The organism is Paenibacillus donghaensis (assembly GCF_002192415.1).
GTDB classification, from domain to species: Bacteria; Bacillota; Bacilli; order Paenibacillales; family Paenibacillaceae; genus Paenibacillus_AQ; species Paenibacillus_AQ donghaensis.
The window spans coordinates 4178872-4195482 of the sequence record NZ_CP021780.1 but is presented as its reverse complement, the minus strand read 5'-3'; the positions used below and the strand labels follow the sequence as shown (position 1 = coordinate 4195482).

Genomic DNA, 16611 nt, shown 5'->3' with positions numbered 1-16611 from the left:
GATGCCAAATGACACCTCTCTAGTTCCTTTAAAACATGATTACAAAATTTCTATTTCCCTTACCTCGAACACTAATATAGCTATTCAAGTCTGCAACGTTCCTTTTCTTAATCAGCATCTGTCCGACCAAATCGCTGTCTCCGGTAACTCTGGGTATCAAATACCCAAACAACTCAGGATTATTAACGGTCATTTCTCCATCAATCTGATTGACAGCTTTGATCATGAGTACACCAGACATTTCACTAATGTTCTTAACATCAATCATTGAATTTAAGTATTCTTTATCCTTAACATATATCTCACTCTCAACCTCTGAAGTATATGTAACGGTCAACATAGCATTCAAATCAGGACGAGAGTATCCAAAAGTAGAATCCATGTCCTCATAATATGGAACCTCAATAAGACCATCTAATCCACTATCACCTATGGCTCTAATTGTTAAAGTGGCATTCATATCTGGATGAGAATAGCCCAGTGTACTATCTACATCGTATCTGTCTGGAACTTGTAGAATCCCATCCATCTCTGTTTCAGCAATCCCTCTAATACTTATGAGACCAGCCAAATCTCTGACAGATACATCTATAGTTGAGTCTATAATGGACTCATATTCGGTTCTAACGGTTAGTACAGAATCCATATAACTATTTACCCTTGTATGGTCTGAGACTGTCAGCGTAGCGTTTAAGTCGGGCTGTGATACGGCTATGTATGAATCTAGATACTCATGCGCTGGAACATTAATAATACTTGCCAATGACATATTGGGATCAACAGTCAACCAAGAGTCTATATCTGGAATACTAATACCAATGCTTGAATCAATTTCAGTCATACTTCGAACGCCAACCGTTATCACTGATTCTAAATCAGTAAACTCTCGTCTCTGTACAGTCATCCTAGAGAATAAGTCTGGTTTAGAAATTGGCATATTACTTACGACATCACTATGCATAAAATCAGCAGAACGATGGACATATAAATAGGATTCCATATTATTGATCCCTACATCGCTATCTACAGTCAATCTAGCAGACAAATCACTATCGCCTTTACCATAAACAAATATTCCACACTCAAGTTCACTGCGTCCTATGCTAAATACCTGTGACGTAATGTAGTCAACAATTAATTGAGGAGGATAATCTGACTCCCGAGTAAATAATGTGTATCGAACATCATCACTAGTTGAGATAATAAACCCATAATTATCTAAAGTACCATCCTGCCATCTTTTAGCGATATCTTTAACATCAAATTCAACATATCGCTGAACAGTATTGATCGTGAATGTATCACTAAGCTTTTCAACTGATTGAGGTTTATTGGCATCGGTGATACCTAATTCTCGCCATATAGTATTGGGCTGATGTAATTCAATATTTGCTTCAGAATGTACATTTGTATAATATAATCTTAGCTTGGCTGATTCAATAAACTTTAAATCAGGAATAGATTCTACAAAATCAGCAAATTGTACAAATGCTCCAAATTCTTCATCTATGGTTTTACCAGTCAACATACTTCTAGTATCACCATAGTTTATTGTCCGTAAATCCTCACGACTTCTTGTAGTTGCATCAGCAATAGGAGGGAGAGTCACACTGACTTTGGGAGCGCCCATTAATTCAAACTTACCAAACATACGATTATGTGGTCTTACTTCAATTAACCCATCTATGTAGTTTGCAGCAATGGCTTCTATTTCTCCCTCAGCATCGCTATTGCCTCGATACATAATATCCATTGTTGCGTTAACATCGGCATATTTTTCAACTCTGACTTCGATGATACTTCTTAGGTCGTCACCAGTACTCTTTTTAACAATGAATTCAGCCTCTATATCATCTGTCATCGGACGATATAGTTTAAAACTCCCTGCCATTTGGTTAGAGAGTCTGTTTTTAATAGTGATAATACTACTTATTTCATCGATTTCATCCACTTACACACTTCCTTATCTCATTGTATTGAGATCATAAATCATACTGGATCTGCTTTAGCTCTTACTTCAAACTCACCATTGGCTGCTGGAGGAGCTTGAATGTCGGTTAAGATCCTAGTATAAAATTCAAATTCTTCATTCTCGTCAAAAAACATGTTAAACAGCAATGGGTCCTCTGGAGTGAACGGGAAGTTTGAACGAGACAATTCAATTTTAACTCCTTCAGGCAGTTTCTCCTTTTGGACTTCCAGGATTAGATTCTGAACCTGGATTCCTAGTTGGTTCTTCACAATCACCTTTTGCTCTAATGTGGTTTGACCAGCAATAACCACACCGAAATCCAGGTGTTTCAAGATTTCTCCAAATGAGTTTGATAGAAATTGACCTGTCTCATCCTTGAACATTATCCCAGAATACGTTCCAACAAAAGTTGTTTGCCAGAAATCGGTTTGACCCCAATAATCCTGGAACTCAACCTTTAATGTATTATCTTGTCCAAACACTACGTCCTTTTCAGAGATATTCAACCGAATATTTAAAGGGGAAGGCATCAACGGTGAGAAATCACCAGAGGCAGGATAGTAGGGATTACCATTTAAAATAACTCTGTATTGGACCCTACCTGTATCAGTATCATCTAAGGTTCCGACAATCTTATTACCCTGTAGAGCTATTTGAATCGTAGCCGTAGTGTTGAGCAAATAAAATGCCACATCGCTAAACTTAACATCCTGAGTAGGAGCTAACGAACTAACTTTGACATAATCCAGCTGCACATTTTCAGCACTATTATGAATGCTGTTATCCAGATAATAACCTAACCTATTTGCTCCAATTAAATCCTTTTCGGGTATCACATTTAATTCATCAACGCTCATTCCTTTTTTTCTGACAATAAGCAAATCAGCTTTATTAATTAATCTCCATTTGCCAAAACGATAAATTTTCCAAGTTGTACCTGAATCAAAACTTGTGATAAATCTCAATCTTGCATCGCCAATTTTGCTTGCCACAAATGACTTAACCGTACCATATGACGAAAAATCTGAAGGCTGAATAATAAGTTGTTCAAATGGTAATGCGCCATATTCCAAAGTTGGCTCATTACCCACAGCAATATCCTCATCATCTGTCCAGGTGACAACATCAAAATCTCCCACAATCTCATCGAGAGGGGAGTAGTTGGCTGTAACATTTAGATTAGCTGATGTTTTGGATGGATCGTCAGTGTAGTATAAAACATCTACAGTATCACCAAGTTCATCATATAGTGAGAATGGTTCGGTTTCTAAAGTTATAGTCGATTCTGATTGATTGGGATCATCGGTGTATTCAATTATTTTTATTTCTTTATCCTCCCATTCTTCTGCTAAAGTGAAGGGAGTGGTTTCAATATTAAATTGTGCTTCTGTTTTGGTTGAATCATCGGTGTAATAACACAGTTCAACGTTTCCTGTTAGTTGTGACCATGCGGATTCGGGTATAAGGCTTAATTGTTCGAGCGTATTCCCACTAATATAGTCGCTTTCTATGGGGTTAGTTGATATATTTTCCCAAGTATTTGTATACTTTTTGTATTGATTTTTATTAAAAACTAATACCTTTCTATTGTAGCTTACACCATCAAATCCAATAGAAATTAAATTCCCACCACCTTGCCTTATTGGTACAACATCAACACCACTTCCTCCATTACTCCAATATAGTCCATCTGATAAGGTCATGGATAAATCTCCACCAATGTCATAAGTGTAATTACCAACAGCAAGATTTGAATATCCAATAGGAGCGCCAATACTGAAAAAACAACCTATTAAATAATCTGTGTTTGCAATCAACTCTACAGGCGTCGTTAGAGGTAATCTATACCATCCCAATAGGAAACTTGATTCTATAGTTCCATTCCCTGTACCAATAACCTTTCCACTTAATTCGTATATTCTAGGCGTGACAATCGGGGCGTATGTGGTGTTACCCCTATACCAATATAAAGCTGAGATAGTGGTGTTTTTTGAAAAACGAAGTCTGTGTGCCACCGTTGTAGAGGAGTTCCCAGAAAACGGAGCGGAAGTATTAATAGGGAACTTAAATGTGTTAATCATATAAATCACCTTCTTTTATTTTTTCTAAATTCTAAATAGAACAATCATTCTAATGAGAAATAACTATGTGATTGTCGCTTTTTTAATTGGTATTTTTGATGTATCGATTGTTTTTCTGAATACTTTTCCTGAGCCAATTTGAGCAAAAGAAAATAAGAGAAAGGATTTCTCATAAAAAAATGAATTAAGATCAATGAAGTCGTTATTATTCATACCATTCCCCAAAAAAGTATCTTCAGTAATATCGCCTCCTATATTTATTAATTTATCACCTTGATTTGGTCGTCCCAATTTCAGTTCTTTGACCAACAATCTTTCTGCCCTATTATTACTTTCTCCTTTTAGTCTGTACATTTTAAATTTTTTTGTATTACTGAATGCGAAAACTTTAATCTGTTCAACATTCCAGTTTGTTATGTTTTCTTGTTTATCCAATACCATCCAAGTTGTCCCATCATTTGAACCTTCAAATGTCCAATTTTTCGGACAAACGTTGTAATACGCATCTGATCTACCTGTGATAGTATATTTATCGATTACAATTGGAATCAAAAAATCATAACCAATCCAGCCCTCAGATAAGGTTTCAGATACCCATGAATTCGTGGCATCTGGCGTTATTGGAGACTTGTCAAATGCATTCCAGGCTAAATATCCGGCATATTCACCACTAGAAATAGCCATACCATAAGGTGAATTGTTGCTAGTCATTGCAGGTATAACATCATTAGACTCTGAATAAGAAGTACAATGAAAATACTCATCACCTGATGAAATCAAGAATTTATTAGAATGTGAAACAAATGTCTGTTCAGTAAACTCATTTGCTATTATTTTTTTTGATAAAATTACAGTACCGCTATCTTTTGTGGATAGAACTCCATCTTGAAACAGCGTTACATACTTCGCAACACCACCAACTGTAGAATTTCTGCCAGTGAAATTCAAAATAACAATAGTAGGAGCTTCTGTACACGTTACACTAATTCTAACAAAATTCCCATCTGATGGAGTGACAGTTGGAGCGCTAGAACTATATAAAAGAACCATTGCAGTTGCAGCAGCATATGTCTTATTTCCATCGTTCAATCCTGCTTTCCCGAAGGTCGTACCTTGATTCCAATAATAAGGTACAGCGCCAACTCTAGAATCAAAGGCATCAATAATAGTGTAATTAATTTTACCAATCTTATTATAAAGCTCTAACTCATTCAGCCTTATGCAATTCCCACTATAGCAGCCTTCGAGTTGAATCGTATAAGTTACCATAAATTCATACACATCCCTTCTTTTTAAACTAAATAAAACACATCTTCAATTGGGATCAGAAGATGTGTTTTGATATTATATTATTTAACTATCCCAGCGTAATTTTATCAACTCGTCGTTTCGACATATCAATTGTATGTTCAAATGTTTTTCCTGAACCTAATAATGAAGTACCTGATTTGACATATTTTTTTGTAAAAATATTTTTTGTTAAGTTTAATCCATTTGATGAGCCATCCAGCCCGTACCTCAAGAATGTATTCTCAGTTGAACTATCAAGATTTAAAAAAGTAAATTTTGAATCTGTTTTTGTGTGCATCGTCAATTCACATATAGCTGGGGGAGCCGCAGCACCTGTTGCAGTTATATTTAATCTATAGTAGATATATGTGCTGTCATTAGTTATCGCAAACTCTTTAAACATTCCAGTTATCCAATCCAAAACATTTGTTTTAGTGTCAAGGACATTCCAATTTGATCCGTTATTACTTCCTTCAAATGTCCAATTTTTAATATTATTACCTGGGTACGACGCACCTAAAGATAATACTTTATATTTTTCGATTTTGATTGGTATATTGAATTTAAACTGTAACCACCCTCCGGTTCCAGAGTTTGTATACCAATAAGTCGAACTGCTACCATCAAATGCTTTCCATGCATCAAGTTCGACAGTTGATATTAAATTTGCACTTGAAATCCCCGCCAATGAAGTATTCGAACTCATGATTGGGATAACATTTTCAGAATATAATCCCGACCCTATTGAAACTGATTGTATTTTTTCACCACTTGAAAGTAAGATTTTATGGTTGCCATTGTAAACCTTAAACCCATTTGGAATAGCATACTTGAATAGTGTCGCACCAAAATTTGCCGTTACACTAGAAGAGGTAGTGTCGCTTCCGCTTGTGTGTGAGGGATATACTGTGCCAAGGGGTTTAATATCTGTAAATGCAACGCCTTGAGTTACGCCATTTTTCCAGAACTCTAATATTCCATTATCCATATCAAGGAGAATACTAATTGTATCTCCTAAAGTAAATGTTGAACCGTAAATACTACCAGCTGAACCAGACCATTTTTTACCATCAGGAAAATATCCTCTATGGCTTACGCTATCATATATCCGTCCTCCGCTTTGGATATTGGTTATCCCAACCATAGATCGTGTATCAGCAATTACTTCCCAATACCATTTTCCTGAACTTCTTCCATTGCTGGCAATAGTTGAATAAGATAAACTGGTTGCACTTGCAGTTAGGTTGCTATTTGAAAGAGTAACATTGGGGTAAGACCTCCAAGTTGTAGTTGCCAAAAAATCATCTCCTTTCTAATTATTAGCATTATTTAATCCAAAAAAGAGTAGAGGTAATTAATCTCTACTCTTACTCAATTTTAATATTCGTTATCTCAAACAATTTCTTCAAGTCAACTGATTTCTTAAACACTTCGCCAGCACCCAATACACCATTATCGCTCATGGTTTCCACAAAATTAGTAGGCTTACGATCTAACACCGATAGATCATCCATACCTTCACTAATAAAAGTATCTTTGGAAGGTAAAGTTGTTGAAATGGTGTTCCATGAGGAAGGTGTTGCTGGAGACGAGATATTATAAAATTCAATCTCACCAACATTCGTGAAATTGCTATTACCATTGTTTATGATTATATCAAGCTTGTAATAACGATAAGGAATAGTATTGAAAACAATAAACTCTCGTCTCTGCAAATCTATCCATGTTATACCAGTTTGACTGTCTAATTGCACCCAAGTAGCATTGTCAGTAGAAGCCAAAAGTTTAAAATCTTTCGGAGAACGAATTGCTGAATCATTATTTGATGCCGTAATTGCATACATGGTTACTAATTTTTCTACACCCATATCCAACATAATCCAACCTTTGTTATTTCCAGATGCATTAGCAGTCTGCCAACCAGCATCTTTTACTTTGTTAAACGCCCTATAGGCTTCATAACCAGCAACCTCACTGCTTGCAAACGCAGAGTACGGAGCCATGTTGTTACCTGATAAAGCAGTGGTTAAATCAACATAAGTTGCTGGCGTACCACCCTCAACCCACTTTTTATATTTATTATCATATTTGATTATTGATTTATATTGCGCTTTAGATTCAATGATAAGAACTGGACGAAAACCAACGCCTTGCCCCACACCACCTGCACCTGACTGTCCTGATGCATGTGTTGCTACGGTTGTAGTTCCTCTTCTTACTCTGTTCGTGTTTGTTCCAGATATAGTTGTACTCGTCCAACTAAATATCCCTTGCCAATTCCAAACATTATTATCTCCCGCCACTCCATTTAGAGTAAAGTTAGCAATATATTTTTCCCACTCATTGTCCTTGTCTGAGACTGAGACACCACCTGTCAACAATCGTAGTGTGGCAAATATACTATTTTGCACCCCTTCAATTTTAATTGGAAGACCACTACCCGAGGCCACTCCAACAGTATTAAGAGCATCCCAAGATATTGAGTGCTGCACATTTCTATCTGCAACTAATATTTTATTCTTATTCCAATCCTCAACCATTATCCAATAGAAATCTCCGTTTGGAGTTGCAGAACTTGCGGCAGGAATAAAATCTGATGTTTCTTTCCCTAGTCCACTAAATGTTCCTACAGAGCCTGAAGATGCTTGATAATGACATCTGATACGTTTTCCAACAGCTAAGTCTTTAATTTCTGTGACTTCGTCAGGATGATATAGGCGACCAGCAGAGTCAATATCGATTGCGTCCAAATAAATAACAATTTCTTTATTGTTAATAATTTCAACAGAATGAAAATCGTTCTGCAAACCTGCCTTTTCATACAATAAAGTCTGGTAGCCGGACGCGCCATAACTTGTTGAAAAAGTCTCTGAAACTCCATCGACTATTACATTAACAGAATCAGAATATCCGTTATTAGCTACACCTAATAGTCTTATTTTAGTGCCATTAAAACTAAATTTAAGACTATTCTTTTTATCTGTGAAAATTAGTGTTGCATTGTAGGCGAGTGAATTCGAATTTGATCCCCATACACCATTAGGTTTTAATAGGGCAAAGCTAGCATCATATCTCTTCCACCCTGCATCTGGCGAAGTTACCACAGCACCAATGGGGGCAGATAATCCCCCGATGTCATCAACGTCAATGGCATCAAGACTAAACCCCATATTATCTGTGTCATTGTATATTTCGACAGTGTGCAAACCAAGTATTAATCCTGTCTTTTCGTAGGCTAAGCCCCGATATACCACTGGTGATGCGTCCTGTGAATGGCTTTCAATAATACCGTCAATTTTCACTTTTACAGTTGTGGCAAAACCACCAATCTGTGTAATAAGTCTTATTTTTGTTCCGTAAAACTTAAAGCTAATTTTGGAAGTCCCGATAGCATCAGGATTTGTATAAGTAATGTGACTATCTGTATATACAGAGCTAGTAGATATGCCCGTTTTCCCTAAGTAGGAAATATATGGGTGGGTATCTTCTATTCTCTTCCACCCACTTTCTGGTGTTGTTAATGCTTGCCCTAGTGTTGCCATAATTTACACCTCCTTTTATTCTTTGTACTCAAATGCAGGGCGAAAACCAACGTTAGTAGGAATTCCATTTGATATATTTCGATTAATCGTATTCCTAGTTCTTATTGTCCGCAACGTCGATGCAGCAATTATCGATATAGGTGTATCTTGTGTCCAAGAGAAAGCATCATAGTGATTAAATACATCATATAGAGTTTTTCCTGTTTGAATCAAATTACTAGGAAAGCCAACAATATATCTGTCCCATTCATTATTTGCAGGCCAAGCACCAAATCCCTTATCCGTGGTGGAACTATTGCCATTTTCATCAGCCCAAGCAACTCCACCAGATAAAGAGCGAAGAGTTCCTACGGTCATATCAAAAGTCTGAGGCTTACCTTGGATTGCTTTCTCAGCATTCAGTACATCCCAACTAATGTTGGTTTGGACAACTCTATCTGAAAAAAGCAATCCCTTGTTCGTTTTCACAAAATAGAATATTCCATTAGGAATTGCTGCTCCTGTGACTGGAATTTCAGTTGCAACACTTGTTCCCAATTCGCTAAATGTACCAACTGCACCATTTGTAGCGACATACTTACAAACAATGTAGTCGCCAACTTTCATATCACTCAATCTTTCTCTCAAGACTCCAGCTGTAGCTGGAACTGTCATATAATCACCTCATCTTATTTTAATTTATCTATTTTCTTAAATTGACTCTTTTGCACCAAAGCTTTAATCAACACTCCATCTGTCCAAGCATTGTCGATTGCATAAGGAGAGGTGTATGTTTTTTTTAGCTCCAATACTCCAGAAGATGCGTTGATAAACGGATTGGTATATTTATCGGGAGTTGTGAATTGATCGATGGAAATAGAGACTAGTGTAGAAGAGGGGATGATGAAGATTTTTATTTTAGCGTAATAACCGACAGGAGTATTAATTGATCCATCCGTATTTATCTCAATCCAATCCGTCCATACAAATCCGTCATTGCTTGACTGAGTAAAAATTTTATATGTTCCAGTACCACTCATGGTTTTTGCGATGTATTTAAACAATGCAACCTTGTCAGCAATTCTAATAGATTCAGAGATCCAGTAACCTTCAGGAGCGTAAATGGATGTGCCTAGATCATCTTTACCTAGTTCACGGAGTTGCAATTTTCCATCCTGGAAGACAGTGTTATTGAAAGTCCCTTGACTCAAATCAATCGGGATTCCTATTTCTTGTGTTGCCATTTATTCCACTTCCTTATTATATCGAATCAAAAAAGGCATCAAAAAACGTGCCAGTAATGTTGTCAATTTCGGCACCATCAGTAAGTCGGAATACAATTGAATTGTATTTTACGTCCTTGTGATTACCACCCAAAAATACCTCTATAGGATAGGATTGCGCCTGAACAACAGTCTTTATAGTGTCAACCAATTCTGACATTCCGGTTGCATACATAGAGGCGTATGTGCCTGTGGGAATAGTGAAACTGTAGTCATGAGATCCCGATGAAATGGTAATTTCATTGTTCGAAGTGGTAACAACTGAGACATTGCCAATGGCTTTATTTCCCCAAACTCGACCATAATTATCTGTATAAAAATTTTCCATTATGTATCATTCCTTTCATTTATAAAAGTTCCCAATTGTATATTCCTGAACGATTTTTGAGTAACGGGGCATGTATCCTATTGGCTACAAATCCATTTACTCTAATTACCAATTCACCATCTAAATCCTTATCTGCCGATATTTTCACTTCTAGGTAAGAGGGCTGCTCATTCTGAGGGATGTAAAGAATATTTTGAAAATTGATATTAACTTCATCTAATTCCATTTTCTTTTTGTAGCCAATTAAATGTGCAATAATATGTCCTTTAATTCTTCCGCTTGCTGTTTTAGATAAAAGTTTTCCATCTCCAATAGCAACTTTTTGTTGAATGATATCATTATATAAATATGTTCTACCTGTAAGAGGGTACTCAATACCATTTGCAATGTAGGACATCTGAATTCGATTCTTATTAATATTAAAAATTCCGTTAGCAACATCAAAATAAATTTGAGATCCCATACCGATAAGCCCAAATCTGATGAGCTGATTTCTATCAATTGAGTAATAGTCATTCTTTATTCTGTTATCAAAATTATATTCTGGTAGATGAGATCCATCTGCGTATTCCGCAATCCATACCCAATCTTGAGCTTCTTTGACAGGCGAATACCTGTAATGTTGGTTTCCTAAAATCATAAAATCCCTCCACATTGTATTGTGAGTTTATAAAAACAAAAAAGAGACACAAATAAACGTGCCTCTTTAGTATGTACTTAATACTTTTATCTTTTAAACGTAACGATAACTGCTTATTATGAATACCGTCTCTTTCGAGATATTTACACTCATATTGTCTGAGTCGGAGTAGAGCGCACCATTATCCCACAGGGATATTCCTATTACGCTCGTTGAAGGTCTCTCTTAAACAAGAGATTTCCCTGCTACGATTTCCCATTAGAAGTCCTTAGCACCATCTAAGTAAGTATGGCTTTTATTTCAGCATAGACCATATTTTCATTTTTTTCCGTCTTTCGACCACGTTCACGCTCACCGTTACCAGTCACGTTGTAGTATGAAAATCTTTAGGGGGTTCCAGCAATTTAAAGAATTTACGCCACATCGTTACCGATATAGGGGGCCAGTTTTACAAAGTTAACCCGAATTTTGAACGCTTGTTGTCCACTCTTAGCTTCCAGTGGTACATCTGCCTGAAGAGTGACTGTAACGAAGTTACCAGCAGCATCAAGAGCAATACCATTATTTCTAACTCCTAAAATTTCTTTCGCTCCTGGTTTGAGTGGAGTTGGATATGATGCACCAGTATTATCCTTCTTTGTAGTGCCAGTCGTACCAAGAGGTTTGGTATAATCTTTACCAATACGTGAAGACTCTTGAGCTAGATCGGTCTCGCCCATAGAGTCTACTTGTACATGGAACCAGTTGTTCTTAACTACCTCAATCTCACTTCCCACCGTGTTACCAAGTCCACCGGACATATCACGAGTTGTGATTGTGCAATCTTCCATTTTTGATACATCGGTTGCTCCGCCTTTATTATTCCAAATATTAAAAGTATGTGGATCGGACACATCATCTGCATCGATTACCCCAAAATTGAATGGTGTTGTGACTGGTGCCGAATTTGTTGCGTTCATCCAAATTATCACAGGATTCGCCATATATGTATTTCTCCTTTTTAATTAAGTTGTTTATATTTTTATCTTTAATAAAACCGTTATGTTATAAATCCCCAACCCTTGTTGATTCAGGTTAATCCTAAAAATATCACCTTTCGAGACAATCGAACTCTTAAACGTCACTTTCTTATCATCGAAATTTTGATTGGGTTCAAATTGTAATCTACGGTCTGTTACCTCTGACCAATTCTTCAAGTCCCTTGTGCGCTCAAGAGATAAGGACGTTACCATTTCTCCTGAAGTAGCACAATAACCACTCAACTCAGTTATCTCTCCGCTAAATGGAAAGGGGATGAAGTTTTCAATTACCCCTTGAACAGCATCGGGGAGGGAGAAGGCTATTACTTGTTCTTTGAGATCAACAGGAAATGACTTTAATTTTTGATAATCTAAAACCGACATCAATCCATCCTTGAACTCATTCACAACTTGCAGATTAGAGCCGAAAACATCAATCTCAATCCATCGGCTTCCATCAAATCTGTATCGTTTACCATCTTTATATGTTTGGACTGTCCAACCAACAAGGGGAGAGGGGTACTTTGAAGGAATATTCTGAAGAGTAGCAACGGGTTCTTTGAATACGAGTCTAGTTGTGTCGTAAGCACTTCGAGCCAATTCTGCTGCGGATTGGGCATCCTGAGTTGCTTTATTCGCATTATCTGTAGCTAGAATTGCATTATTAGTGGCTTCAACAGACTGCAATATCGTTTGTTCCAGTCGAGCAATACCATCATACGTTTCATTTAATTTCACTTGAATCTCTTCTATGTAATCTTGCAATGTGACAACAACGTCTGGATTCCTATTTGTCAAAGCATAGATACGGCTCGCAGGATACATAATTAATCCCTTGCCTTTAAATCGACATAATTGCGCTGTTCCCTCTAAAGAGCTATGTACTTGTACAGCACCAATGGAGTAGTTAACGAGGAATTCAGTGGGGGAGAGGTGGGGACGATTTTCAAATACTTCTTGGTCAATTTCAGTCATTCCAGCTATCGTTACCCGATCTGCTTTTGATGGTATTTCCAAGAGTGTTATCATATTATTAATAACAGGCAATGAGTCGGCTCGATCTTTGTAGGGGTCAGTAGGACTGCCTGAGCGAACAATAATTGTGAGTGGATCATTGTATTCTAAATACTTTTGAACATCTGCCAATATATCACCTCCTTATCTAGAGTTATTGAAGTAGTCCAAACTGATATCTGAACTTGATTTTTGCTTTTCCCTCTATCCTTAAGATGTTCTTTCCAGGAGGGAAGTTAAGATAATTGTCATTAAAATCCTTATAACGATATGTAACAGCGTGGCTAGTTTGAATATCTTCACGTTCGTTATTTACATAAACAGTTTCTTGATTCACAAGAGAAACGAACTTGAATACGTCATTACTTCTTGAAGTATTGATTATGCTCAAATCTCCGTTTTCAATTTTCGTAATCCATATCTCGGGTTTACAATGGACGTTACCCTTATTATTGAAGACAATGACAGGCTCAAAATACAGGAGGATGTTATTTTGAATAGTGGGAGGAGAGAGGTGATCTTGTGCGTCAACGATTATGCGTAGGGTTAACCTAGTATTATTCATATATGTATCTTCACTTATTTCAGGAATACTTCCACCATTTACACATTCCCGCCATTCAGACCAATTGTAGCCATCTTGAGAAATTCGTGATTGAACTACGATTCGATCACCTTCACCAACAGTCTGGCTCCATGTAATACGACTCAAAGCACCATCACAGTTAAGAGGAATAGTAATAATGGGAGAGGTGTAATATCCAGTGAGATTGCAAATACTTTTCCAGTTAGTCATTACTTATCACCTCAATCAAACTTTCCAAATGCTTTAAACAAGGCTGCTGGGCCAGATTCTTTCCATTTTGCAATTCGATAACTTCTCCATGCTGCATTTTTATCATAGGTTGTATTACCATCTACTAAAGACCAAACAGGCTCAGAGGCATTAGATTCTCCTGCTTGTACGCAAAGATAGAAACGGCCATTGTCGATACTTGGCAATGCAATGTCATTGACTTTGTATTGATGTGATGCAATCCAAGTATTTGAACCCCTGATATCTTGTACTTGTCCATTTGTTGATACAGGGAAAATAGGCTCTGTGACACCAGAGTTGCCTGCTTGGATACATTCATAAAAATGTCCGTTGTCTCTTTCGGGTACAACTTTTTGTCCAACAACGTATACTTTTGAAGGCCCCCAAATAGGTGCGCTTGTCCCTGTTCGTATATTTGACCATCCAGCATGAGTTTGGGTTAACGAATAATTGTTCCAAAATCGTTCTCCCGCCTGATACAATCCTTCTGTTGGTGGCTTTGAAGCATACTCTTCAGATGAATCATCTAAAGTTTGAAAATTATTTGCTAAATCATTTATAGTAGCTTCAACTTCATCGGTGTATGAAGGAATTTTTAAACCGAGCTTATTCGATGTTGTTGCCAAAATTCATTCTCCTTTCTTAAAGATCACTCCATTTTGTTCCTTTGGGGTAGTCACTCCATTTTGGCTTGATCGGGTTCAGGGTTAGGTGTCCCGAACCATTCACGATGAGTGATTTCTTTTCTCCTTGTGAAAAATCAGTTAGTCCAACCGATTCAGAGGATTTATCCCATATGTATTCACGACTTGTTGTTATAGGTGTGTAGGAGTAAGGGGAATCACATCTAAAGGTTAGTTTTACATATCCTTGCTTTAGACAGTTATGTACAAGAGTTGCATCATCTACGACTACTGCATAAAATATTCGTTCAGGGTTGTTGCCTATTTCATTAGTGAAATACAATTCCTGATAATAGTCAGGCGATGTTAGCCACTGAGCAACTTCACTTATCTTACGAGTATCCCAAGTATCCATAAATGCAAAACTAACCGGGAACTTTAATGGACTGCGTTTTATCCCTTGGAAATATGGCTTATCTCGACCCCTTACCGTTTCCTCGATAATTTCTGCTGATGGAGCAAATATTTCTTCTTGCATGCCACTATCCATGTTCACGTTGTAAATCCCATATTTAGTTGATTTCTCACCAGCAAAAGAGAAGAAGAGGGAGTCACGTATTGTCATTTGTTCACCTTCTTTACATGTTCATTGAATTCTCACCATCAGCAATTGTAGTTGTGCTTCCCAGACAAGTTGTTACCTCAGACCCAACTGCGGCAATAAGTTGTCCATTAAGTTTTGCATTCTTGTTGTTGCCACCTGTAATTGTTCCTTGGCCGCTACCGGAGGTGGAGGAAGTTGCTGTATATCTTGTAGAACTATCGCTTGAGGGGATTGGAGGGTCGGCTTCCCATACCTCATTAGTTTGATCTCCAATGACAGCTACATTTTTACCACCTACTTTTAACTTGCTGTTTTGAGCCACGATTGTACCCGTTATTTTTGCACCTGTGCTGCCTGAGCCACCAGACTGCCAGTAACCTCCATCATAATCAATACAGGCACCGTTTTCGTCATACGCAATACAATATTCTTCTACATAATTTTCAATTGAGTATGTTACATGACCTGACTTAATTGCTTCTGTTATGTTTGATCCATTTACTGCAACTTTAGCGATTTGACTCACATCCTTAAAACGGCATAATAAAAAACCCTTTGTTTATAAGGGTTTTAGAGTTGTTGAATCACTATGAAATTGTTATTTTATCTTGTGAAGAAAGACATCAAAAAAGCCACTCATCTGAGTGACTGTTTCTTTCTTGACTCAAGTATTTTTTGGATAATTGCTTCAAAGTCATCTTCATCAGAAACACCTATGTAACTTTTTAAACGAATTCTTTCAACATTATGCGTATTTTCTGGAGCACATTTAACGTATGATTTTTCATCCAGTCCAGAGTTTTTCCATTGCTCAATGACCTGTTTAAAACCATCGTAATGAATAGGTGGTGTTTTTGGCCCTATACTAGTGATCTCTTGTATAGTGTATAATCCTGTATCTTCACTGAAATTGATTACTAGTACGGGGCGCGGTTTACTTGTTCCACTTGTACCTTTGAAATAAATTCTTGCTGTCCACATTTCGGAAATTTCTGGATCTTTACTCACAACAAACTTCACTCACCTTTATAATGATCTTTTTCAAACCATTCAACATGGTGCTTATTTGATGGATCAAGCTCAATCATTCCCCGTTTGCCTTTGAGCTTAGGTGCGTCTTTACTTATTTCATCAAGTTTGTTTTTGAGGTGGGCATATTTGTTTTTGAGGACAACTGACATATCTTTTTCCTCCTCGTTTTTACTACTCATGTTTTACACCTCCCAAGCTAAATTCGCTTGGTTATAATTATGCCCTCTAAATGATGTTTAAAACCTCTATTAAAAATAGAGTTAAAAAAGAGGGGAGAATTGGCGCTTCTTAATTGTACCATAATTTAACTGCTTTTAGTACTTGAAATTATGGTGCTTTTTGGACTAGATTTTTTCTACTTTTTTACCATCGAAAAATCACACTGAA

At 37.0% G+C, this 16611-nt stretch carries 17 protein-coding genes; all 17 read right to left on the bottom strand.

Annotation, left to right across the window (positions count from 1 at the left end; all coding sequences use genetic code 11):
* Positions 1–28 precede the first annotated feature (28 nt).
* Complete coding sequence (locus B9T62_RS19355) at positions 29–1951, bottom strand: DNRLRE domain-containing protein (RefSeq protein WP_087916787.1); 1923 nt, start codon at positions 1949–1951, stop codon at positions 29–31.
* 38 nt (positions 1952–1989) lie between these two features.
* Positions 1990–4053 carry a DUF4082 domain-containing protein gene (locus tag B9T62_RS19350; RefSeq protein WP_157793930.1) on the bottom strand — a complete coding sequence of 688 codons (2064 nt, stop codon included), beginning with the start codon at positions 4051–4053 and terminating at the stop codon, positions 1990–1992.
* A gap of 63 nt (positions 4054–4116) precedes the next feature.
* Positions 4117–5322, bottom strand: coding sequence for a discoidin domain-containing protein (locus B9T62_RS19345; protein ID WP_087916785.1), 1206 nt, complete (start codon positions 5320–5322; stop codon positions 4117–4119).
* 88 nt (positions 5323–5410) lie between these two features.
* Complete coding sequence (locus B9T62_RS19340; RefSeq protein ID WP_157793929.1) at positions 5411–6640, bottom strand: SPRY domain-containing protein; 1230 nt, start codon at positions 6638–6640, stop codon at positions 5411–5413.
* A 70-nt stretch (positions 6641–6710) separates the two neighbouring features.
* Positions 6711–8885 carry a discoidin domain-containing protein gene (locus B9T62_RS19335; protein WP_087916783.1) on the bottom strand — a complete coding sequence of 725 codons (2175 nt, stop codon included), beginning with the start codon at positions 8883–8885 and terminating at the stop codon, positions 6711–6713.
* Between the two features lie 15 nt (positions 8886–8900).
* On the bottom strand, positions 8901–9539 hold the full coding sequence (locus B9T62_RS19330; RefSeq protein ID WP_087916782.1) for a hypothetical protein: 639 nt from the start codon (positions 9537–9539) through the stop codon (positions 8901–8903).
* A gap of 14 nt (positions 9540–9553) precedes the next feature.
* A complete protein-coding gene (locus B9T62_RS19325; RefSeq protein WP_087916781.1) occupies positions 9554–10108 on the bottom strand; it encodes a hypothetical protein in 555 nt (184 codons plus the stop codon).
* Between the two features lie 16 nt (positions 10109–10124).
* Positions 10125–10475, bottom strand: coding sequence for a hypothetical protein (locus tag B9T62_RS19320; RefSeq protein ID WP_087916780.1), 351 nt, complete (start codon positions 10473–10475; stop codon positions 10125–10127).
* A gap of 19 nt (positions 10476–10494) precedes the next feature.
* Positions 10495–11115 carry a hypothetical protein gene (locus tag B9T62_RS19315; protein WP_087916779.1) on the bottom strand — a complete coding sequence of 207 codons (621 nt, stop codon included), beginning with the start codon at positions 11113–11115 and terminating at the stop codon, positions 10495–10497.
* A 413-nt stretch (positions 11116–11528) separates the two neighbouring features.
* Positions 11529–12098, bottom strand: a complete 570-nt coding sequence (locus tag B9T62_RS19310; RefSeq protein WP_087916778.1) for a hypothetical protein — start codon at positions 12096–12098, stop codon at positions 11529–11531.
* 30 nt (positions 12099–12128) lie between these two features.
* A complete protein-coding gene (locus B9T62_RS19305) occupies positions 12129–13280 on the bottom strand; it encodes a hypothetical protein (protein WP_087916777.1) in 1152 nt (383 codons plus the stop codon).
* A 22-nt stretch (positions 13281–13302) separates the two neighbouring features.
* Entirely contained in the window at positions 13303–13944 is a 642-nt protein-coding gene (locus B9T62_RS19300) for a phage tail family protein (protein ID WP_087916776.1), read from the bottom strand.
* Positions 13945–13955: 11 nt separating this feature from the next.
* Positions 13956–14591, bottom strand: a complete 636-nt coding sequence (locus tag B9T62_RS19295; RefSeq protein ID WP_087916775.1) for a hypothetical protein — start codon at positions 14589–14591, stop codon at positions 13956–13958.
* Positions 14592–14607: 16 nt separating this feature from the next.
* Positions 14608–15213, bottom strand: coding sequence for a phage tail domain-containing protein (locus tag B9T62_RS19290; RefSeq protein ID WP_087916774.1), 606 nt, complete (start codon positions 15211–15213; stop codon positions 14608–14610).
* A 13-nt stretch (positions 15214–15226) separates the two neighbouring features.
* Positions 15227–15718, bottom strand: coding sequence for a hypothetical protein (locus tag B9T62_RS39310; RefSeq protein WP_157793928.1), 492 nt, complete (start codon positions 15716–15718; stop codon positions 15227–15229).
* A 110-nt stretch (positions 15719–15828) separates the two neighbouring features.
* Positions 15829–16200 carry a type II toxin-antitoxin system PemK/MazF family toxin gene (locus tag B9T62_RS19285; protein ID WP_157793927.1) on the bottom strand — a complete coding sequence of 124 codons (372 nt, stop codon included), beginning with the start codon at positions 16198–16200 and terminating at the stop codon, positions 15829–15831.
* An 8-nt stretch (positions 16201–16208) separates the two neighbouring features.
* Positions 16209–16403, bottom strand: coding sequence for a hypothetical protein (locus B9T62_RS19280; RefSeq protein ID WP_087916772.1), 195 nt, complete (start codon positions 16401–16403; stop codon positions 16209–16211).
* Between the last annotated feature and the right edge of the window lie 208 nt (positions 16404–16611).

Coding starts and splice junctions, on each gene's coding strand:
- B9T62_RS19350 (WP_157793930.1), bottom strand. CDS start 4,053: ATGATTAACACATTTAAGTTCCCTATTAATACTTCCGCTCCGTTTTCT.
- B9T62_RS19345 (WP_087916785.1), bottom strand. CDS start 5,322: ATGGTAACTTATACGATTCAACTCGAAGGCTGCTATAGTGGGAATTGC.
- B9T62_RS19335 (WP_087916783.1), bottom strand. CDS start 8,885: ATGGCAACACTAGGGCAAGCATTAACAACACCAGAAAGTGGGTGGAAG.
- B9T62_RS19330 (WP_087916782.1), bottom strand. CDS start 9,539: ATGACAGTTCCAGCTACAGCTGGAGTCTTGAGAGAAAGATTGAGTGAT.
- B9T62_RS19325 (WP_087916781.1), bottom strand. CDS start 10,108: ATGGCAACACAAGAAATAGGAATCCCGATTGATTTGAGTCAAGGGACT.
- B9T62_RS19320 (WP_087916780.1), bottom strand. CDS start 10,475: ATGGAAAATTTTTATACAGATAATTATGGTCGAGTTTGGGGAAATAAA.
- B9T62_RS19315 (WP_087916779.1), bottom strand. CDS start 11,115: ATGATTTTAGGAAACCAACATTACAGGTATTCGCCTGTCAAAGAAGCT.
- B9T62_RS19310 (WP_087916778.1), bottom strand. CDS start 12,098: ATGGCGAATCCTGTGATAATTTGGATGAACGCAACAAATTCGGCACCA.
- B9T62_RS19300 (WP_087916776.1), bottom strand. CDS start 13,944: ATGACTAACTGGAAAAGTATTTGCAATCTCACTGGATATTACACCTCT.
- B9T62_RS19290 (WP_087916774.1), bottom strand. CDS start 15,213: ATGACAATACGTGACTCCCTCTTCTTCTCTTTTGCTGGTGAGAAATCA.
- B9T62_RS19280 (WP_087916772.1), bottom strand. CDS start 16,403: ATGAGTAGTAAAAACGAGGAGGAAAAAGATATGTCAGTTGTCCTCAAA.